Genomic DNA, 22660 nt, shown 5'->3' with positions numbered 1-22660 from the left:
CATTGCTCGGATGGTGAAATTGGTAGACACGCTGGACTTAAAATCCAGTGAACAGCAATGTTCGTGCGGGTTCAAGTCCCGCTCTGAGTACTAAAACTCCAATTAGCATTTTGCTAATTGGAGTTTTTTTGTTTTTTTCTTAGATGTTTTTATTAATTCTAAAATTAATTGGTTATTTAGAAAATAAAACGTTTCTGAGATACAGGCCTGTGGTATAGATTAAAGGATTTTATAAGCTATTAAAAAATAAGAGAGCTATTAATTAAATAGCTCTCTTATTTTGTGAAATTATGATTTATGTTTAGAAAATTGAATTGTCTTTATTCTTCAAATTTTGTTTGTAAATAGTTAAGCATTTCGTTTGTAATTGGTTTTGATAAAAAATCAATTACCATAGGGAAATTTTTTGATTTTTGATGATCTTCTGGATCAATAGTAGAAGATAGAACTACGATTTTTGTAGTAACTTCGGAATATTTAGGAGTGTTGAAGATGTTTAAAAAATCCCATCCATCCATTACAGGCATGTTTAAATCTAAAAAAACTAATTGAGGAAGTTTGTCTGTTTCTTTATTTAGAATAGAATCGAAATATTGTATCGCTTCTTCGCCGTTTTTAGCAGTAATGATGTTGTTTGAAAAAGAAGCTTTTGTAATTACTTTTTTACATAACATAAGGGTAATAGGGTCATCATCGACACATAGAATTAAATCTAACATGTTATTTGTTTTTAAATGTTAATGTAATTGTAGTTCCTTTGTTTACTTGACTCTCGATTCCAATAGTGCCTTTCATAGCTTCAACTTGTGATTTTACGAGGTATAATCCTAATCCTTTACTATCAGGGTAGTCATGAAATCTTTGATATAGTCCAAAAACTTTATCTTTGTTTTTAGTGAGGTCAATTCCTATACCGTTATCTTTAAAAATAAGTTTTATTGTGTTTCCAGTTTGTTGTGCAATGATTGTTATTTTTAATAAACGATCTTTGGAGCTATATTTTAAAGAATTGGTCATAAGGTTTAATAATATGCTTTCTAAATAAGCTTTATTAGTGTTTAATAGGCTTACACTGTCAAGGTCTAATCTTAAAATAGGTTTGTATAATTCTATTTGATTAGTTAATTGACTGAATACATTTTCAAAAATATCTTTTAGAGAAATATTTTCTTTTTGAATAGATGTATTGTCTTTGATTATCATGACTTTTGTTAAGTCTTCTATGGTTTCATTTAATAAATGGGTTGATTTATTAAAGCCATTGATGATTTCTTTTAGCTCAGGATCTTCTATCGGGATGTCTTCTATAAGATTTAGGAGTCCGGTTAAATTAGACATTGGAGCTCTTAAGTTGTGAGAAGTAATGTAAGAAAATTGTTTTAAATCTTTATTGTTTTGTGTTAATTCCTTGATTAACTGTTCTTTTTCTTTTTCTTGATTTTTTTCTTCAGTAACATCTCTTTGGATAGATACCCAATGTGATAATTCGTTTTCAGTATTGTAAATTGGAATCATTGTAAAACGTAGCCAAAATTCGGTTTTATCTTTTTTGTAAGCTTTAATTTCAAGTAATCCTTCGTCTTTATTTTCAATAATTTGAAAAATTCTTTTTAATACGCCGATTTCGGTATTTGGCCCCCTTAATATACTAAGAGAATTGTTTAATATTTCTTCTGGTTTGTAACCAGTCATGCTGGTAAAAGCCGGATTGACATAGATAACTTTTGGCAGAAGATTTTTATTTAAATTAGCTTCTGTAATAACAATAGATTCTTTGGTTTGTAAAATTACGGTTTCGAGTAATTTTAATCGTAATTCTTCTTCTTTTTGTTTGGTGATGTCCTGAAGAGCTCCAATCATTCGAATAGCTTTCCCGTTTTCATCTTTTAAAAGAAATCCTCTGTCTAAGACATATTTATAGGTATCGTCGGCACATTTAAAACGATATTCATCTTGCCATTTTTCTGTTTTTTGTTCAATAAAAGAATACAGTTTTATAGACATTTTGATGCTGTCTTCCGGATGGATATTTCCAAACCACCAGCTTGAACTGTCTCCAACCTGATCTTCTTCGTAACCAAAAACAGCTTTTATTCCTTTGCTCCAATTAAGTTTGTCTTCTTGAATTTTCCAGTCCCAAATGGTGTCGCTTGTCGCTTTTGCAACAATATCGTATTTGTCATTTGATTCCTTGATTTCGTTATTGGTGTTTTCTAATCTTTCAAAAATGATTTTATTTTTTTCTTCATTATTGATTAGGATAAATCTAATAGCAAATGCAGTAAGTAAGATTAAAATAAAATCTTTTATTAAATTAAAAAGAAGGTAATTTTCAGAGTTTAAATAGAGAGAAGAAAATTTATATAAAAAAGTTGCCAAAACAACGGCAATAAGTAAGTATATTATTGTTATTTGGTTCGTTTTTCTTTTCATTAACCAAATATAATTAATAATTGTTAAAAGCAAAATTTCTGTGAAAACTTATTTGTAAAAAGTCGATTATCCTAATGTATGCCTGTTCTTTTGCAATGAGAGTAAAGTATTTAAGAAATGTTTTTTATATCAAAATAAAGTGTACCTTTGCAGCCATTAAAAATCACAGATGGAAGCTATTAGAAACATTGCAATTATTGCCCACGTCGATCACGGTAAAACCACTTTGGTTGATAAAATTATGTATCATTGTCAGTTATTTCGTGAGAACGAAAATACTGGAGATTTGATCCTTGATAACAACGACTTAGAGCGAGAAAGAGGTATTACAATTACTTCTAAGAACGTTTCTGTTTCTTACAAAGGAACAAAAATTAATATTATCGATACTCCTGGTCACGCCGATTTTGGTGGAGAGGTAGAGCGTGTTTTAAACATGGCTGATGGAGTGTGTCTTTTGGTTGATGCATTTGAAGGACCAATGCCACAAACGCGTTTTGTATTACAAAAAGCGATTGATTTAGGATTGAAACCTTGTGTGGTTATCAATAAAGTAGATAAAGAAAACTGTACTCCGGAAGAAGTTCACGAAAAAGTTTTCGACTTAATGTTTGAATTAGGTGCTACTGAAGAACAATTGGATTTTCCTGCTGTTTACGGTTCGGCTAAAAATAACTGGATGTCTGAAGACTGGAAAGTTCAAACAGAGAACATTGAGCCATTATTAGATATGGTTATTGCTAATGTTCCGGCTCCTAAAGTTTCTGAAGGAACTCCGCAAATGTTGATTACATCTTTAGATTTCTCTTCTTTTACAGGTCGTATCGCTATCGGTCGTTTGGAAAGAGGTGTTTTGAAAGAAGGTATGCCAATTTCTTTGGTAAAAAGAGATGGTAAAGTAATTAAATCAAGAATTAAAGAATTACATACTTTTGAAGGTCTTGGACGTAAAAAAGTAGAAGAAGTTATAGCTGGTGATATTTGTGCGGTTGTAGGTGTTGAAGGTTTTGAAATTGGTGATACTATTGCTGATTTTGAAAATCCGGAAGCTTTACAAACAATTGCTATTGATGAGCCAACAATGAGTATGTTGTTTACTATTAATGATTCACCTTTCTTTGGTAAAGAAGGTAAATTTGTTACTTCAAGACATATTCGTGAAAGATTAACTAAAGAGTTAGAGAAAAACTTAGCAATGAGAGTTGCTGAGACTGATTCTGCAGATAAATTTATGGTATTTGGACGTGGTGTATTACACTTGTCAGTTCTTATCGAAACGATGAGAAGAGAAGGATACGAATTACAAATTGGTCAGCCACAGGTTATTATCAAAGAAGTTGATGGTGTTAAATGTGAGCCAATTGAGGAATTAACTATCGATTTACCGGAAAATCTTTCAGGTAGAGCTGTAGAATTTGTTTCTATCCGTAAAGGAGAAATGCTTTCTATGGAAGGAAAAGGAGAGCGTATGATTGTTAAATTCAATATTCCATCTCGTGGAATCATTGGATTGAGAAATCAATTGCTTACTGCTACAGCAGGTGAAGCTATTATGTCTCACCGTTTCATTGGATACGAACCATACAAAGGGGAAATTCCTGGACGTAATAACGGTTCATTGATTTCTATGGAAAATGGAAAAGCAATTCCTTATTCTATCGATAAATTACAAGATCGTGGTAAATTCTTTGTTGATCCTAACGAAGATATTTACGAAGGACAGGTAATTGGTGAAAACACTCGTAGTGATGATATGACTGTGAATGTAACTAAAACGAAAAAATTGTCTAACGTTCGTTCTTCAGGAGCTGATGATAAAGCGAGAATCATTCCTGCTATCAAATTCTCTTTAGAAGAAGCTTTAGAGTACATCCAAAAAGATGAATACGTAGAGGTTACTCCAAAATCACTTCGTTTAAGAAAAATTTACTTATCTGAAACTGATAGAAAAAGATTTAAAATCTAAAAGATTAAATCTTCAATAAAAAAATCCCAAATTCCTATCCCGAAAGCTTTCGGAAGGAATTTGGGATTCTTTTTTAGGACTATTTTTAATTGGAATTTAGAATTTAATGAATTGGATTTTTAGTTTAAGATTTGATATTGTATTTTGACATTGATATTGAAAATTTTAAAAGTTATCTCTTCAAGCTGAAATGTCCTTTAATTTCTTTTCCATTTTCAAGTTTGACAGTAAACCAATAATCATCAGCAGGTAGCTCATTACCGTTTAATGTTCCATCCCAACCCTGACTTTGAGGATTAATGTCTTTGATGAGTTTGCCATAGCGGTCAAAAATATGAATAACAGTTTTTGAATTAAAAGTAGAGTTGATTCCTTTGATTTGCCAATAGTCATTAAATCCATCATTGTTTGGAGTGAAAAATCTTGGAATTCCTAAAATTGCAATTGATTGATTGGCAATGCCGCAACCATTTTTATCTCTAATGTAGACTTTGTGTATTCCTGCAGCAACATTTTCAAAAAGGTTGGAATCCTGATAGTAGTTGTTGCTGTCGTCTAAGCTGTATTCATAATTTCCAATCCCTTCTACTGAAACTAAAATACTGTTGTTTTCACTTAATTCATTTACTTCAATATTGCTTACGCGAGCAATTTCTGAAGCAGTAACAGTTAATGTTCTTGTTCTGCTACAGCCTTTTTGTGATGTAACCGTTACGGTATATGTTCCGACAGTATTTACAGCCAGGGTTGAATTAGTTTTGTTTGTTAAAACCTGATTGTCTTTTGTCCAAACATAGCTGTAATTAGTAGTTGGACTTCCGTCAAGTATACCGGCATCTAATGTTACAAAAAAATTAGGTAAATTATTGCATACATAAACATCGGACAGATGATTAGCATTGATATCTATATTGGGTTTTGGATTTATATTGAGTGTTACATGGGGTCCAATACCAAAACAGCTGTTATCTAAATCATTATCAACTCTCACCCATATTTTTTGTTGATTAGGAGAAAGGGTGTTGCGATAGTTTGTTGTGCTTGTTATTTCTTTTGTTTCAGATAAAGCGTCTGCTTCTGTTCCGTAATATTTAATAGAATAATTTGTTTTTGGCGAGGGTAAAATTGCTAAAATGCTGTTTGTTGCGCTGCTAAAATCAAAAGTACTAATGCCATCATAGTCGTCATTTGTTGCGTCAATATAATCATCACAATTTTCGAAAATAAGATTAAATGCAGGTGGTATTTGAGTAGCTGAAACAATTAAATCAATTCTTGCTACGGAGAAACAGGTATTGGTATTTTCAACTCTGGCCCAGACAATTGTTCCGTTATTAGCAATATATGTTAGTGGATTTGCAATTTTTTTTGTTGAATCATTTGTGTTTGCAGCCACAGCAGAGGTAAAATAGCTAAAAGTCTCATTCAAATAATTGTTTGAGATTTCATTATTTTTAACTGTAAGGTTAAAAGAGCTTTTTGCATCTAAATCATCGTCACATTGTTTAATACTTATATTATTAACTACAGGTAAATCTAAGGTGGTTAGAGCAGTTTCATTTGAAATTAAACCACATGTATTGCCTATTCTATTAATAAAAACCCGGTATTTATATCCAATCATATTTTGAATAACCGAATTAATAGTTAATGTAGAAGAAGTTACTCCTGAATAATTACTGTTGTTATTTAAGTTATTCCAATTTGTTCCGTCAGTTGAAATTTGCCATTGGTAACTGTCTCCATTTGTAGTAATTGAAATCGAATTACTTTGGTTTAAACAATGTGGTATTGCGTTAGGTTGGTTTGTAATTACAATAGGAGCAGCTGTGTTATAATTAGAATTAGGAATAGTATAGCCATTGGTACGGCTTGTTACAAGTCCTTTTCCATCAACTGTAGGAGGAAAAGAAGTACCTAAAATATGATTGCCGGTGGTATCAGTAAATCCAGCTTCAAGTACATCATAGCAAGAATCACCATCACTATCAAGGTCTCTGAAGTTTTTTATTCCATCATTGTCGGTATCGGTATTATTGCTTCCTGTTTCAACAGAATCAAGTATACCATCGTTATCACTGTCTAAATCAAGATAATCAGGAATATTGTCGTTATCAGTATCATTAGGATTAAGTTTTGTTTCGAAAATATCGTATAATCCGTTTTTATTGACGTCTGTAGTGTTTAAAGTAAAATTATTGTCTTGACTTTCTGTTAAATCAGAAACATTATCGCCGTCACTATCTTTGTCTAATTGGTCTTCTATTCCATCAGCATCGGAGTCTTTTGGAACACAAACAGCAAAAAACTTTAAAGTACTTTTGTTTGCTTCGGTATCTAAAAGATTCTTATGTGTAAAGCTAAAAGAGTTGACTAAATGAGTTAGAAATTTGAAATGCGTTGTTCCGGCTGCTAATGGTACTATTCCGTTTATTTGGAATCGGATTTCGAAAGAAGAGAATTCAGTTACACCACTTTCGTAAATGCCATCGTAATTAGTGTCTATCAATAATTCATTATTTGGATTAAGCACGGTAACAGTTTTATCAATATCTGTAGAAATGATATATTCGGCATTTGCATTTAATAAATTGGCAGAATTAGCGGTGTTTACATATTCTATTCCAAGACTTATTGGTTTAGTAAAGGCTAGTGAATATTTTACGAAATTGCCTTTTCCGGCAGGAATTTCAGAGACAAAACTTCCATCGGAATTTCCTGAAAAAGGAGCGCTGCTGACAGCGACCGATGTGCTGACTGTTCCTGTAAAAGAGTTGGAATAATCACCAACTGTAATATTTCCGGAGTTTAAATTTGAAATATTGATATTTTGGTTGCCATAAGATTCTGTGCAGTTAGTTATGCCGTCATTATCATTGTCAAGGTCAATATTGTCATTAACATTGTCGTTGTCAATATCCGAAGGGCAATTGCTAACAGGTATAATATCCGATAAAATTGTAGTTCCACAACTGGTAATACCACCTCTTACTTTGTAGTATCCTGGTTGGTTAGGGGTAAATGAATTACTATTTGAATTACTAATTGGGGTGTCATTAAAATACCATAAAAAGTTGTCGTAATTTAATATAGAGCTTACTTCTAAAACAAGATTAGGGATGCAGGATGAAACACCAATGTTTAATTTGTCCAGAGCAATTTCAGGTTTAGCATCAAATCCTGAATAATATCCGCCATAAGTTGCAGCGTTATTGGTGCCAAAATAAGAAACGTATACCTGTTGAGTAGATTTTACACTAATATTACCTTTTAAGTTGTTTAAGGAATAGCGCACATAATTAGTGTTTCCTGTAATGTCGAAAGGAGTTGCATTTATTGGGTTATTATTTATTGTAACAACGGCATCTCTTTCGGTTATAATATTCATACCTCCGGTATAAGTTATACTTCCAATAAATTCTATTTGCGGTATGTTGTCTACAGTATTTGGTGTTGAACAATTTAGTGGAGGAACAAAAAATAAATTTTGATTTGCCGGTTTGTTTGTTCCACCTATACACTGATAAGCAAATACATTTTCGGTAGTTTTTACATAAAGATTATTGTTTATAAATTGAGCTCCATCAATTGTCGTATATTCTCCGGGTTGTAGTGTATAGTTTGGTGTTGTGTTTCCGTTTAAATAAACTTCTGTTTGAGGATTATGAGCAACCAGAATAATGCGTTCTATTTCGTTAGTTCCATTTCCTTTTGTGAAAATGTATTCTTTACCTGTTTTTTCTAAAGGAACGATTTGATCAAAACCAACATCTCTTCCTGTTGGACCATTATTGCTTAATTCGATACTGTTACTTCCTCCAAAAGAACCTGAATTGACTACAATTCCTTTGTCTGATTCTACTAAAGCACCAATCATTTTGGCACTATTAGAAGAAATAGAATTTGGAAAGTTTTCTAAAGCAATAACATAAGTCTCATTTTTATTTAAATTTATAGTAATTGGCCCATTTATTATAGTGCCATCAGTTAATATAGTTCCTATTGGAATATTAGAAATGGTAACTTGTGTGTTGTTTTCAGTTGCCAGTATAGAAGCAAAATTAAGTAGCGAAGCATCATATAATGGGTTAAGCATTGCGCCCAGCCTAAAGGTTGTTCCTATGGCACTATTTCCTTTAGAAACGAGTCCTCCCGCATGATTGTATTCGCCGGTGTTTTGGTTTAAACCGGCATTAACTCTAACACTACAATACACTAAATCATCTGCTTCGATGATGAAGCCTTTGTTTATTAATTTTCCAATTATAGTTTTTGGTGTGAATAGTTGGGTGTTGATTCCTACTCCTATTTTATAAATATAAGGACTACTGTTGTTTACAGTAGCATAAATGATTTGTCCTCCTATAGCTATTATTTTTAAGTTTACATCCTTGATGCTGGGAGTAGATATGTATAAATATTGGTCTTCTGCTTTTAGAGTTTGGTTTTGGTTTGCTATCGGTGGGATATAATGTGTTCTGCTAAATTGCGCAACACAATTTAGAGTGATTAAAGTTAGGCTTAGTAAAAATATTTTTCTCATTTGATAAATTTATAAATTATTGGCGATTTTTTATCTTTTTAATGAAAAATGGCCTTTGATATTTTTGCCATCTTCAAAAATTAGGGTAAACCAATAATCATCAGCAGGTAGTTGGTAACCGTTTAAGGTTCCATTCCAATTCAGGTTTGAAGAATTAAATTGTTTTATGAATTTTCCGTAGCGATCAAAAATATTTATGGTAGCCAGAGGAAGTAAATTTAAGTTTTTTATGGTCCAGGAATCGTTAATACCATCTCCATTAGGAGTGAAATAACGAGGGTAGTCTAAAATAGTAAAAGGAAAAGGAATCGATACGTTACATTGATTTTTATCCCGTGCATAAGCAATATGGTTTCCTGCAGGAATATTTGAAAATTCAGGACTGTCTTGATATAAAATTCCATCTATAGAAAATTCATAATTTCCGGAACCTGTATATTGTATTATTGCAGAGTTTTTATTGCCTTCAAAATCTTTAGTTTGAACAGCAGTTATTATTGAAATTGGATTTTGTGTGTTATTGTTAGAAAGATTCAGAGTTAATTCGGCATAATTAGCACAATTATAAGAGTTAGTTACTTTGGCAATCAGAGTTTGTGTCAAGGACTGGTTAGTGTAATAAGCAGGGTTGAAAATAGGATTACTGTTGTCTTTCGCATCCGTTAAATTCTCATAATAAGTAACATCGCTTAATGTAGAGTTGTTATTTTTTATTTCATTATCTGCTTCGGTCAGGTTAAAAATATCTTTTCCATCACCATCAAAATCACAATGTGTTAACGTACTATTGTTTAAAACAATTTCAGGAGTATATTCAATTTTTATCTGATTTGTGGCAATACAAGTAGAAGGATTTAATGTAACTTCAACTTTATAGGTTCCGGGAGCTGTAACAGTATAAGAAGGATTGGTTGCTGAAGATAATAAAGTACCATCTTTGTACCATTTATAGGTGTATGCCGAGGATAATTTTGTGTCTATTATATAGTTATCACCAAAACAAATTGCAGTGTTTGTGGCTAATAATCTATCTGTTCCTAAGTCGATTGCCGAATTAAAACTGGCGGCTTCTATGAAAATAGCCGAATCATAATAAGTATTTCTGTCATCGGCAATGACTAATTTGATGTGATAGGTAGTTCCCGGAATAACATTGGTTTTTGCATTTAAAACTTTGGTTTGACCGGCATAATTTATAGGACTGGTATTATTTGGTGTATTGTTGAACTGACCAAAGTAAGATTCGTTTTTAGCATCACAATATTTAGTAGGAGTGAAGGTGATTTTAGGATGGATATTGATGGATGAAATTGGAATTGTTGTATTAGGTATTACAGCTAAATTTTGATACGGATTAGCAGTTCCTTTTTCTTTTATTAAAAATGCAAAACCATCAGAATAATGGCAGGGATAGTCGTCCTGGTATTCATTAGAAGCAAAAAAATAATTGAAACTGATGCTGTTTGTTAAAGGGGTAAAATCAAATTCCAGTACTGTAGCGTTTACGGAATTGCTATTTAAAGTTTGATTTAAGTCGGTATCTCCAGGCCATGAATCACTACCTCCTCCAAAAGTTCTGACAAAAGGTCCTGCTGATTGTGTGCTGCTCCAGGTACTAAGGACTATACCAGATTGAAACGGAAAATTTGAAGCACTATTTGTAAAAGCTCCATAACTGTTTTTTCCAGAGCTAAACGGATCTCCTGTGACAGATTCATTGGCTATTTGTAAACAAGAACTGTACTTTGTTAACAGATTGATTAGTTCAACAGCATTTTTGGTATCGTCTACGCTAATGGCTTGTGCCCGCAATGGCGAGCTGATGATGTTTATCAAAAAGCAGAATAATATGGCTTTGCAGACTTTCATAATCATACAAAGTTAGTATAAATATCTGTTTTTTAACAGCTTGGTTTGAGCTTGTAAAACTTAATGAGAAACTTCGTTTTCAATGAGCAAAGTAGCTTGTTTGAGTTTGTCTGAGTTGAGTGGTTTTATGATATAATTTTTTACCGTTGGATAGTTTTTTGCCATTTCTAAATCAGTAGGGTCGATGGAAGAAGAAACCACAAAAATTATTATTTTTTTAGCAAATGTGATGAGTTTGAATTCATCCAAAAACTGCCAGCCATCAAGTATAGGCATATTTAAATCCAATAAAATAACATCCGGAAGATTTGAGGGATTTAGAGCGTTTTTAATTAGTTCATTCAGCGCTGTTTGAGGGTTGTGAAACGAAACGATTTTTTCGCAAAAATTATTTTTTGAGATAAGCATACTCATTAGTTTTACGGATAGTTTATCGTCGTCAATAATGTAAGTCAATTTATTTTTCATCAAAAAATAATTTAAAAGTACTTCCTTGTCCTTCTTTACTTTCTACTTCAATTTTACCTTTCATGGCTTCAATTTGATTTTTCACAATGAATAAACCAATTCCTTTTGCGTCTTCATTTTCGTGAAAGGTTTTATACATACCAAATAACTTGTTTTTATTCTTCTTAATATTGATTCCCAGACCATTGTCTTTAAAATAAAAAATATGATAACCGTCTTTGTTTTGATGGCTTATTTCTAATTTAGGAAATCGATTTGGAGATTGATATTTAACTACATTTACCAGTAGATTTTGGAGTATGTTTTCCAAATAAGTTGGAATTACATTTAAGTTTAAATATTCGGGTATGTTATGGGTAATACTAAGTTTATTTTGAAAAGGAATTAGACTTTTTTCTAATTCGGTTTTAAAATTAATAGTTGTTTTTAGAGTGTTGTTATTTTTTTGAATGGTAATTACCTCATTCAAATTCTCAATTGTTTCTGATAATTTTTCGGTACCTTCCTTGAACATTTCAATAAAACTTAGTTTCTCGTCAGTATCGTTAGTATTTTCGATAACGTCCAAAACCATGAGTAAGTTACTAGTGTGTGAGCGAATGTTGTGAGAAACAATATGTGCAAAATTTAAAAGCTTGTTGTTTTGTTGATTGGTAACTTCTAATATCTTTTTGAGCTCAGTTTCTTTTTTCTTTGTGGCGGTTACATCTCTGCCAATACCAATGAATTTGGTACAAATACCATCATTGTCAATTATTGGAGTGATGTTTAATTCCAACCAATATTTTTTATTGTGTTTGTTGAAATGGTGAAAAACAATTTTTATTCCTTTTTTGTTCTTGATAGTCTGGTTAATCTTATTTAGGATTTCGTTATTGTTTTTAGTCCCGAAACTAAGATAATTGGGTTGTTGGCCTATGATTTCTTCCAATGTTAAACCGGTAAGTTTCATGTAGGCCTGATTGACCCAGATAGCTTTTCCTTCTGAATTTAGTATGATAATGCTATCAGTGGTTTCAGATGCAACCAATGATAGTAAATTGAGATTTTCTTCTGTTTGCTTGTTTTCAGTAATGTCTTTGATGGAATAAACTAAGTAATCTTGATTGTCAATTGTAAACTTTTTTCCGGAAGTAATTTGTACCGGTATCAGATTGTCTTTTTTTGTTTTTAAAATGGTTTCTTTTGCAAAAAAAGAAGTGTTTAAGTCAATTGAACTGCTATCTTCTGTAGGGAATAATATGGTGTAAGGAGCGCCTACTAATTCAGTTATGGTATAAGAACTAAGCTTAAGCATTGATTTGTTGCAATCTGAAATTTGTCCAGTATTAGTATCAATAATAATTAAAGCTTCATGAATATCGGAGAATACAGAAGTATATTTTTGTATAACTGATTCTAATTTGATAATTCGTTCTTCTTCTGAACTTATATCTTTAACAAAACCGTAAATTCTATTAATTTTATTGAATTCAAAATCAACTTGGCAAATGCATTCCAATTGTTTGATTTTTTTATCGGCAGAAATGATTTTAAATTTACCGCAAACCGGGATTTTATTTTCTACTGCTTTATTGATAATTGATTTAAAACCAATCAGGTTTTTTCGGTTAAAAAAGGCAGTGGTATTTTTAAAGCTGGGAATAAAATATTCTGATACTTCAAATATTTCTTTGGTTTTTTTATCCCAAAAGAAGCTGTTTGTATTTAGGTTGATATCCCATTTTCCAATTTCAACGGTTTCTTTAATATAAAAATCCTGTTTAGTTTTCATAAATAGCCATAGTAAAGAATTGTATTAAAATTTGTTTTTTCAGGATGGTTGTGGTTGAAATATAGTTTTAAAAATAATTTTAAAATAAGCTTTTGTACTTACGTATTTTGTCTAAAAAAAATAAAAATACTTAAGAAAGTAAACCCGTACAAATAAAATCGATGAACAACACTTTTTTTTAAAAGCTGTTTATAGTGTAGAAAACATACTTATATTTAGTTGTTTGGTAGTCAGTATTTAAGTGAAAAAGGTTTTGTAAAGCCTTTTTTTGATAAAGATTGATTTTTATGAACTTCTTTGTTATTAATGCTTTCAAATAAATAACGTATTTTTGTGTAAATACACTTATGCATGAGCGAGATTTCTCCATTGTTTAAAAAACCAACTTATTCCATAAATCAATATCTGGTTGAATATTTGGAACGTTTTGACAGAATTTCAAAAGTGCCCATTTCTTATGAAGATTTGTTGCGATTTTCGGGTTCTATCAACGTTTATGATAAAAATGATAATGATACCTTATGGGCAAGGGTTTTTTATAGTGAATATGAAAGAAATGAGATTGATTTAAATTTGAAGAAAATCTATTCTCTGTTGCATTCCGATGGGAATTTGGATGTTATCAGATTCTTAAATGTGGATGCAATTGACTATTGTACTTTTGGAAATTCGAAACCTTTTAGGATTAAAGTACGTAATGTTCTGAACGATAATTATGTTCATTTTTACATAAAAAAAGCCGATGCTTCCCGTATTTACGGATTAGAATTAGAACATATTTTATCTCCGGATAAAATTAACTTTTTGGTTTACAAGGACACTCTGATTGAAGAGCATATAATAGGTATTCCCGGAGATGTTTTTATGGAAACCTTACTTGAAAGTTGTACAGAAACCGAGAAATCTCAAATTGCAAAAGAATTTGTTAAATTCAATGAACGTTGTATGATTCGGCTTTTAGGAGATATGCGGGCATATAATTATGTAATTGTTCCTATTCATGATTTTGATCAGGTGGTTTATAAAATTAGAGCTATAGATTTTGATCAACAATGTTATGAGGGGAATTTCAAGATTTATCGTCCTCAGTTTTTTAAAGAAAACTTTCCGATGATTAAATTAATCAAAGATAAATTACAAAAAAGCTCCATAGAACAATACAAGCATGAGGAGCGTGCTGCTTTAGCCAAAAGAATTCTTTCTGCCGAAACCCGAATTCAAAAAATACTTCGCATTATGTCTCACGATACAATTGCTCCGGAAGCACATATTCAACAATTGAAATTAGAATTGTATCGTTATACCAATGATTTGAATTTTAAAAAAGCGACTTCAATGGGGTATGTTTTAAGTGCTGCTTTTAAATTCGTTACCAGAAACTTCAAACATCCGGATTTGTTTAAACCCGGTTCTTAAAGTTAATTTTGAAATGAAAAAAATAATATCCTTCCTTTTAATGTCTTCTTTGTTTGCTTTTTGCCAAAGAGAATCAACTGTTTTAAAAGAACTTTATGTTTTGCCGAAACATTTAAAAGAGGTATCCGGAATTGTTTTTAATGGAAATTCTAATTTAATTTGGATGCTCGAAGACAGCGGAAATGCAAATGCTATTTATGGAGTTGATGACAAAGGACAACAACAACGAAAAGTAACCATTGCTCAGACTGAAAATGTAGATTGGGAGGATATAACTAAAGATAATGAAGGCAATTTATACATTGGCGATTTTGGGAACAACGACAATGAAAGAAAAGATTTGACTATTTATAAAATTGCCAAAGATTCTTTGAAAAATGAAAGTGTAATTCCTTCTTATAAAGTCAGTTTTGCTTATCCTGAACAAACGGAATTTCCTCCTAAGAAAACCGAGTTGTTCTATGATGTGGAAGCTTTTGTCGTGTACAAAAATAATTTTTATCTCTTTACTAAAAACAGAAGTAAAGGTTTTGACGGAACAACATTCTTATACAAAGTTCCCAATCAGGCAGGATTCCATCAGGCACAATTACTTGGGCAATTTAAAGCCGAAGGCGATTTTCAAAATGCAGCAATAACCAGTGCTGGTATTAGTCCGGATGAAAGAAAAGTAGTTTTGCTGAGTCATAGTCAAATATGGATTTTTGAAAATTTTACTTCCGATAATTTTTTCTCAGGAAATGTAAACAGAATTAATTTGCATCATTTTTCTCAAAAAGAAGCTATTTGTTTCAAAGACAATAAAACAGTTTTGATTGTTGATGAAAAAACGAAAAAAATAGGAGGTAAGCTTTATCAATTGGACTTAGATTCATTAGATTAAAATCCAAATCCCAGTCCAAAAGCAATTCTGGCCTCATCATCTGCAGTTGCTTTAAAATAACTTAATCTCGCGGTCAGGGTATTGAGCCCATTAAGCCATAAACCACCTCCCAGGGACTGATGCCATTTGTTTGAGTTTTCATTGTTTAGCCAAACTCTGCCATAGTCATATCCTCCAAAAAAGCCATAAGACATTGGAACAATACTTTCTTTGATTTTTCCAAGGGTAATCCGAAGATCACTACTTTGAAAGAAAGATTGATTCCCAATGAAGCGTTGGTTTCTAAATCCTCTTAAATCATAATCCCCGCCTAATGTCGCTGCCTGATAAAATTCGAAATTATTATTCAGAATTGCTTTGGCTTTTATCAAAGTAGCCAATACAATTTTTCCCTGATGATCTATTTTATGATTGAAATTGATTTTAGATTCTAAGGTTGGGAAATTTTGTTGGCTGTTGTTAACATTCATTTTCCAATTAGCCGAAACCAAAAATCCCATTCCCATAGAGGGTAGCGAAGCATTGTCGTAATTTTCATAGGCGTATTCAGCTGTTGCTCCTGCAAATTGCTGATGATTGAAAATTTCAGGATTGACAATATTAGGAATCGAAATAAATCGTCCCGCAGTATTTTCTACATCGAAATTCTCATAAGCAAGTTGGAAACTTACACGACTACCTAATCGTCCTGTTTTTTCGATTTTAGGCGCAAATTTTAATATTCTGATGCGGACTCTGTTGTAGTCCATTCCATTGATTTCATCTGAATTGGCGGTATTATTTCCATAACCAAAATAGTTTATAGCAAAGTTGGGACTGGTAAATTGCGAGTCAAATCCGAAATTCCATTTTCTAATTAATTTGGGAGCATCCAAATGATAATTAAGCTCGAAACCATCCGTAGCAAAATAGTAATTGGCTTTAAAAATATGTTTTAAGGTATAAGGATTCTGCTTGAAATGATTCACAGTATAATTGGTTTGCAGACCTAATTTTATTCCGTCATCGGGATTGTAGCCTATTGACGGTAAGCCTGAAAACGCATTGTATTTTGGTTTTTGATAATTGTAATAATTGGTTTCATAATCATCGGTTAATAATTTTTTAGTATTAGAAGCAATATCAAAACTGTTCTTTTTGGTTTTAAAATCAATGATACTAATGTTTTTTCCGTTAGAAATGGTATAGCTGTCATTATTTTGACCTCCAATCAATTTTATTTTAATAGCCGATTTTTGAGCGTTTTGTAAATCAAAAATATCTTCGTCGTCTAAACCGTAAATCCAGATGTTTTTAGTTGCATGCTTATCAAATGTTTTGGTGGAAACTAATTCTTCCCCCTCTTTTTTTATTCTAAAAACTGAAATTGTAACTTCATTTTTAGAAATAGGTTTGATGTCAAAACGGTCTTTTTTATTAGTACCTGTGATAATGACTGTTTTTTGTAAAACCTTGTTGTATTGGCTTGCATAGTTGATTAATTGTCCTTTTCTGTTTTTCAGTTTTTCTATAATTGACAAAATAGTCTCGTCCTGAACTTCTTTTGGCAGATTTTTAAATGCTGTTTCAATATCCGAATCGGTTAAATTTTCCTGAATGAATTTTGTCTGAGCAATCCAATCTTTTTCTTCTGTATTTTTAAGTAGTGCCAAGTCTAATGGATAAGGCTCCCGGTTAAACCATTTTACATTTTTAATATCGTTTTTAAAACTTTGCATATGCCGAAGAGCAGGAATATTCATTATCAACGACAGCAAAGTGCCATCGTATTTTGAAAAAGCCTGGTCACGATCCCTGGGAATAGGTTTGTAAATTATTTTGTCTCCCATTTTGTATTCCGCCCAGCGCCATTGGTCATAATGTCTGTCCCAGTCGCCAATAAGCATATCAAATAAGCGTGCTTTGATGTATTCGTTTTCGTCAACAACGTATTTTTCGTCTTTTTGTAAATTTTTCAGAAGTTCATCAGTTCCAATTATAGCTTCAGATTTGCCAAAATTTTTCAAATCTTTTTGACTGTCCGAAGGTCTTTCTTCAACATAGTAGAGTTCGTCTCCAAAATCAGTGTTGAATTCTCCCAGAGCTTTTTGTTTTGGAATATAATACAACTGAGGATTGCTGTGAAAAATGCCAATTTGCTCTGCCAAATTACCTACCGCCAATGGCGTATAAGGGTGAGAGGTGGTGTAAAAATCATATAGAAAGTGCTCAGCATAAGTGTTTTCAAATTGATTTTCGACATATTGGTCTTTGAAAGCTACATTTTGTAAAAAGCGGCTGACACTCTTCTTTAAAGCCCGCATCACATACTCTTTGTCATCTTTTGAATCAAGTCGCAGGGATTTAGATTGATGTCCGCCACCGGCTCTTACAGGGGAAAGTCCACCATAAAGATCATCCAGACTAACAACAGGAACATCAATTAAAGTACTGTAATATTTTCGGTAATGCTTGCCAAAAAGGAAGTTATGAATCATGCTTTTGCTGGTCATCTCATTGTTGTAAATGGATGATTTTGTTGTTTTAGGAAATGAAACAGCATAATTATTTGTGATTGCTTTTTGAGGTTCTAAAAGTGTTTTTTGGAAAAGAATTTTGGGTTCATTGTTTTCAATTCCGTAAAAATCAACTACTGTTTTTCCATTGGTATATAATGTTAAAGTGGCAAAACCATTTTTGCCATAAGAAAAATCATTAGGATAAATAGCTCTTGCAGCCTCCGATTTTGAACCTGCTCCGCTGATAATTTGTTTGATATTTTCGTTTTCAATGTATTGCAAATTATGGTCGTGACCCGAAACTACAATTACATTATCCTGATTTTGTAAAAGCGTTTTTAGGCGTTTTACTAAAAGTTGGTATTGTTTGTTTTGAATATCTTGCGGACTAACTCCGGATGTTTTTCTTAAAAAATTGACAAAAGATCCAATTATCGGTAAAGGAATTTTTTGTTCTAAAGGAAATAATTGTTTTTCAAGTGAAAATTGTCCGCCATGTGTTCCATTACTCATCAATGGATGATGAATTGCTAAAATGATGGTTTTGTCTTGGTTTTTGTTTAGGATATTTTCGAATTCAGCAAAAAAGTCTTCGCGGGTTTTTATGCTGCAATTGTCATTAATGGTTGGGATTCGATCCCAATCTTCTAAAAACCATTCGCTATCAATCGTTATCAAACAAAGTTGGTCGTTTATTTTTTTATCATCAATAGGACAGCCATTAGCAGGAAGAAAAGCCTTTTTTTCGCCAAGGTAATTGTTTACTATCGTTTCCTGTTGTTTTAATCCGCTAATTCCTGAATACCAATCGTGATTTCCGGGAATAAATATGGTTTTTCCTTTAAAATTTTTAGAAAGCGCAAGTTGAAGTTTTATTTTTTTCAGCGCAATATCGTATGCGGTTTTGTCTTTTTCATCAGGTATTCCTTTGGGATAAATATTGTCTCCCAGAAATAATAAAGTAGCTTTTTTATCCGATTGATGAAGTTGTGCTTGTAAAGCATTTAGGATTTTTTGAGCATTTTCTTCATCAGCATTTCCGGCATCGCCAATTAAAAAAAAACGATGGGCAATTTTTGCTGTATCCTTGTCGTTTGTAAGAGTGTTTTTTTTCGAATCTTTTCCTAATTGCAAATGATGAGTGGCACAAGAGAAGAGTGAAAAAAAGACAAGACAGGAGAGACAAAATATTTTGATTTTTAAGAATCGCATATCCGAAAACAATTTCATAATTTAGTAGTATAAAAATTTACCTATGGATCTTATCGAGCAAGCACAAGATTTTGTTTATAAATTACTCAAAGATAAACTTTCTGATTCATTTATTTATCACAATTTGAACCATACTTCGGATGTGGTTGAGGCTGTAAAATTACTTTCAGTACAGGAAAATTTAACTGAAGAAGAGCTTGAAATACTTATTGTAGCAGCATGGTTTCATGATACGGGGTATATTTACGGAGTTGAAAATCACGAAGAAAACAGTGTGAAAATTGTTGCCGATTATTTAGAAAAACAAGGGAAAACGTCCGATTATATAGCTCAGGTAGATGCTTTAATTCGGGCAACGAAATACCATCATATTCCGCAAACTATTTCAGAAAAAATAATCAAGGATGCCGATTTTTATCATTTTACCAAAGAAAATTACTGTGACAGCTGTGAATGTTTAAGATTGGAATGGAAAATTGTCAAACAAAAACAAACTTCTGATTTAGAATGGGCTCAGGAGAATTTAAAAATGCTGACAGAATGCCATCAGTATTATACCGATTATGCTAAAGCCAATTGGCAACCGTTAAAGGAAAAAAATGTGGTTTTGATTCAGGAAAAAATTAAAAAATTACAGCAAGAGAACGAGGTGAAAAAACAAAAAAAAGATAAATCATTAAAAGTCCCTAAACCTGACCGTGGAATTGATACTTTGTTCAGAGTCACCTTGAGTAATCATACCCGTTTAAGTGGTATTGCCGATAGCAAAGCCAATATTTTATTGTCAGTAAATGCAATTATTATTTCTATTGCTTTGTCTTCGATAGTTCCTAAATTAGACAGTCCGAGTAATGCACACTTGGTGATTCCAACTTTTATTATGTTGATGTTTAGTGTGATTTGTATTGTTTTTGCAATTCTTTCAACAAGACCAAAAGTAACCAGTGGCACTTTTACCCGAAAAGATATTGAAGACCGAAAAGTTAATTTGTTGTTCTTTGGTAATTTTTACAAAATGCCTTTGGAAGAATACGAATGGGCGGTAAATGAAATGATGAAAGACAATACTTATTTGTACAATTCCATGATTAAGGATTTGTATTATTTAGGCATTGTTTTAGAAAAAAAATACAAATTACTGCGTATAACCTATACCATTTTCATGGTAGGAATCATTATTTCATTTCTCGCTTTTTTCTTTGCATTCAATGCTACACGTCTTTAATGCAAAGAACTTAGTAATTCCTTGTAAGTGTAATTTGTCTCCAAATTTTCATCAGTATTCATTACTTTGATTCGAATAGCTTTTAAACCATAAACGCCCTGTAAATCTTCGACTTCAAATTGTTCGATTTCTGATTCCAATATGTTTTTGAACTGAAGAAAATGAATGTATTTTAAATACTCAATTTCTTCATGTTGATGAGAATAGACAATGGTGATTTTTTCTTTTTGGGTGATTCTTTCTTTAGTGCCTTTAATATTGGCTTTGTCAATGCGTTTTTTGACCACTTCGTAGCGTGCGTTGTAAGTGCCGTCAACATCAAAGCGTTTTTCGTCCATTCTAAATCTAATGGAAATGGGAGAACTGAAAACTAAAATCAGCGAACTGACATCCAGATTATAAGGTAGTACTTTTTTTAGTCGATGATGTTCTAATTCCATTTTGCATAAGGTTTGCAATTGCCATAATCTAAGATTATTCAAATACATAACATCAAAAGATTGATTAGGAGTTATGGATGAACCAATGTATAAATTATGTTCGACACCATCAGTTTTAAAACGTTCGTAATAATGTGGAAAGATATTTTGAGCCTCATTTTGTTCTGCATCTAAAACATCTGCCATTTTTTTGTTGATAATGGCCATGGCTTCGTCAAACTGTTTTCGGGCATGATAAAAAAGATGTGTTTTAGCATCCAGATTCTCAAAATAGTTATCAATCAAAAAATGGTCTTCTTTATCTACAATGGATTTGTTTAATAAAGGATGAATTTCCTTTTCTATATAATTTTGTATTTGCTGTTCGGTATCGGCTTTTAATTCCTTTTCTAATTCAGCGAAGAATGAATTCAATTCAAATTTTCGTTGTTCTAATAAAGGGATTTTGTTTATGGATTTCGATTTTTCGAAAATAGCCAATAAGCTTAGCATTTGATGTTTTAAATCCTCTTTTACGGTATTGTTACGATGCTCGGATGATCCATTAATATCTATTTGGCCATAAAGGGGATACACTTCTTTAAAGACAATCTCTTTAAAATTATAGTCTTTGTTTGATTCGCTGGTTTGTAAATATTTCTGAGCTTCGGCTTTGAATTTCCAATAGACACTGGAATGAATAGCTGTATATTCACGTTGAATTATAGCTCCAATTTGATTTTGGAAATCGGTGTCGTAGCGTTCTAAAGTATTGACAATATTAGGTAGTATTAAATTGAGATTGTTAGCATTAATGCTGTTTAATTGTTTTGGAGTAGCCGAAACAAGTTCAATTATCCCAAGTAATTTTTCTTCTTTTACAATAGGTGTAAAAATGCAGCTTTTGATATTTTGTTGTAATAAAGCTTGCGCAAATTTTTCATTTCCCGGAATTTCACCAAAAGACTCCACATTTGAAATAGTAAAACATTCTTTAGCTTCCAGAAGTTTGTTTACAGGGCAGCCAAGGAAAGCGCTGCAGGATTCCATTTCATTTGCATTTTGGAGTATAAAACTTCCAATTTTGGATTTCTCATAAGGTAATTTCGTGAACTTTTTTTCATCATCGTTATAAATGCTGATACCTATTCGTAAATCGGGAATTTTAAAAAAAGATCTGAAAATGCTTTCTATTGATTTTTCATCATCTTCCGTTTTTTTGTCTCTTTTTAAAAGATTGCTTTTTAGATTTGAAATGGCAGTTTCTTTAGTAGCGTCAAATAAACTAATGACACCAAAGCCTTTTAAAACCCAGCTTTCTAAAGGGAATTTTTCCTTCCATAAAGCCACATTGTCAAAGTTATCCATTAATTCATCAATGTCTTCGATGCTTAAAATTGGAGCTTCTTTTAAAGGGTAGATTTCTACAAAATCGGCATTGTAAAGAATGCGATAATGGTACATTACACCATTAGCATCCGGAATTTCATAATATAATGGTTTGTTGTAATCAAAGTTTTGGTTGTAATAGGCATTCAAAATAAGAATACAACTAAGTACGTAGAATTGCTCCTGATTGAAATCACCAATGGTTAAATCAAAATCTCCTGCGTTTTTAAGGATTTTTTTGAATCTTTTAGTATAGTTGAAAGTCGTGTTCTGAAAAGGTATCGCAACCGCTTTAATTTCATTATTAGTGAGTGCTGTAGGGAATAAATCGGCAAGCAGGTTTCGAATAATTTTTTTATTATCAGTAATAATCGAAAAATCTTCAATTCCGGTTCTTAGTTCAGGAATAGATTCAATTTCTTTCAGTAAAGATTTTGCATAGTTAGAGCGATAATCAACATCTGATAGCGCAATTTCTTCTAATGCCTCAATTAGTTTATGGAAAGAAATTAAGGTTTTAAAGGGACTCTCTTTAAACAAAGGATCATTCATCTTACTTTTTGTT

General features: G+C 31.9%; 12 protein-coding genes and 1 tRNA gene. 5 read left to right on the top strand and 8 right to left on the bottom strand.

Annotated features, from left to right (window positions below; all coding sequences use genetic code 11):
* Window positions 1-4 precede the first annotated feature (4 nt).
* Window positions 5-90 (top strand) — tRNA-Leu (locus BLR17_RS12685).
* A gap of 230 nt (window positions 91-320) precedes the next feature.
* Here the strand turns inward: BLR17_RS12685 and BLR17_RS12680 are convergent.
* The gene (locus tag BLR17_RS12680) at window positions 321-719 is read right to left on the bottom strand and encodes a response regulator (protein WP_066330214.1); all 399 of its coding nucleotides are present in this window, start codon (window positions 717-719) and stop codon (window positions 321-323) included.
* A 1-nt stretch (window position 720) separates the two neighbouring features.
* On the bottom strand, window positions 721-2433 hold the full coding sequence (locus BLR17_RS12675; RefSeq protein WP_066330210.1) for a PAS domain-containing sensor histidine kinase: 1713 nt from the start codon (window positions 2431-2433) through the stop codon (window positions 721-723).
* 169 nt (window positions 2434-2602) lie between these two features.
* Between BLR17_RS12675 and typA the strand changes: the two genes are divergently transcribed.
* Window positions 2603-4399, top strand: coding sequence for a translational GTPase TypA (typA, locus tag BLR17_RS12670; RefSeq protein ID WP_066330205.1), 1797 nt, complete (start codon window positions 2603-2605; stop codon window positions 4397-4399).
* A gap of 172 nt (window positions 4400-4571) precedes the next feature.
* Here typA and BLR17_RS12665 read toward each other — a convergent pair whose 3' ends face one another.
* Genes BLR17_RS12665 through BLR17_RS12650 form a run of 4 tightly spaced genes read right to left on the bottom strand, consistent with a single transcriptional unit; the run spans window position 4572 to window position 13053 of the window.
* Window positions 4572-8942: a T9SS type B sorting domain-containing protein gene (locus BLR17_RS12665; protein ID WP_066330204.1), complete on the bottom strand. Its 4371-nt coding sequence runs from the start codon at window positions 8940-8942 to the stop codon at window positions 4572-4574.
* 30 nt (window positions 8943-8972) lie between these two features.
* Window positions 8973-10811, bottom strand: a complete 1839-nt coding sequence (locus tag BLR17_RS12660; protein WP_066330202.1) for a T9SS type B sorting domain-containing protein — start codon at window positions 10809-10811, stop codon at window positions 8973-8975.
* Window positions 10812-10871: 60 nt separating this feature from the next.
* A complete protein-coding gene (locus BLR17_RS12655; RefSeq protein WP_066330201.1) occupies window positions 10872-11279 on the bottom strand; it encodes a response regulator in 408 nt (135 codons plus the stop codon).
* Window positions 11269-13053, bottom strand: a complete 1785-nt coding sequence (locus BLR17_RS12650; RefSeq protein WP_066330199.1) for a PAS domain S-box protein — start codon at window positions 13051-13053, stop codon at window positions 11269-11271. Before BLR17_RS12650 ends, BLR17_RS12655 begins: the two co-directional genes overlap by 11 nt.
* 351 nt (window positions 13054-13404) lie before the next feature.
* On the opposite strand from BLR17_RS12650, the gene BLR17_RS12645 reads away from it, so the two are divergent.
* Together BLR17_RS12645 and BLR17_RS12640 are read left to right on the top strand one after the other, a co-directional pair.
* A complete protein-coding gene (locus BLR17_RS12645; protein ID WP_066330198.1) occupies window positions 13405-14469 on the top strand; it encodes a hypothetical protein in 1065 nt (354 codons plus the stop codon).
* A 13-nt stretch (window positions 14470-14482) separates the two neighbouring features.
* The gene (locus BLR17_RS12640; RefSeq protein WP_066330197.1) at window positions 14483-15352 is read left to right on the top strand and encodes a hypothetical protein; all 870 of its coding nucleotides are present in this window, start codon (window positions 14483-14485) and stop codon (window positions 15350-15352) included.
* Here the strand turns inward: BLR17_RS12640 and BLR17_RS12635 are convergent.
* On the bottom strand, window positions 15349-19080 hold the full coding sequence (locus BLR17_RS12635) for a metallophosphoesterase (RefSeq protein ID WP_066330196.1): 3732 nt from the start codon (window positions 19078-19080) through the stop codon (window positions 15349-15351). The two genes, BLR17_RS12640 and BLR17_RS12635, sit on opposite strands and share 4 nt — an antisense overlap.
* A 25-nt stretch (window positions 19081-19105) precedes the next feature.
* Between BLR17_RS12635 and BLR17_RS12630 the strand changes: the two genes are divergently transcribed.
* Window positions 19106-20287, top strand: a complete 1182-nt coding sequence (locus BLR17_RS12630) for a Pycsar system effector family protein (RefSeq protein ID WP_066330195.1) — start codon at window positions 19106-19108, stop codon at window positions 20285-20287.
* Here BLR17_RS12630 and BLR17_RS12625 read toward each other — a convergent pair.
* Window positions 20284-22647 (bottom strand): GAF domain-containing protein, encoded by a 2364-nt coding sequence (locus BLR17_RS12625; protein ID WP_066330194.1) that lies wholly within the window; start codon window positions 22645-22647, stop codon window positions 20284-20286. The two genes, BLR17_RS12630 and BLR17_RS12625, sit on opposite strands and share 4 nt — an antisense overlap.
* Window positions 22648-22660: the final 13 nt, after the last annotated feature.

The sequence above is a fragment of the Flavobacterium glycines genome (genome assembly GCF_900100165.1).
In the GTDB taxonomy this organism is placed as follows: Bacteria; Bacteroidota; Bacteroidia; order Flavobacteriales; family Flavobacteriaceae; genus Flavobacterium; species Flavobacterium glycines.
This window is presented reverse-complemented; position numbering and strand designations above follow the sequence as displayed.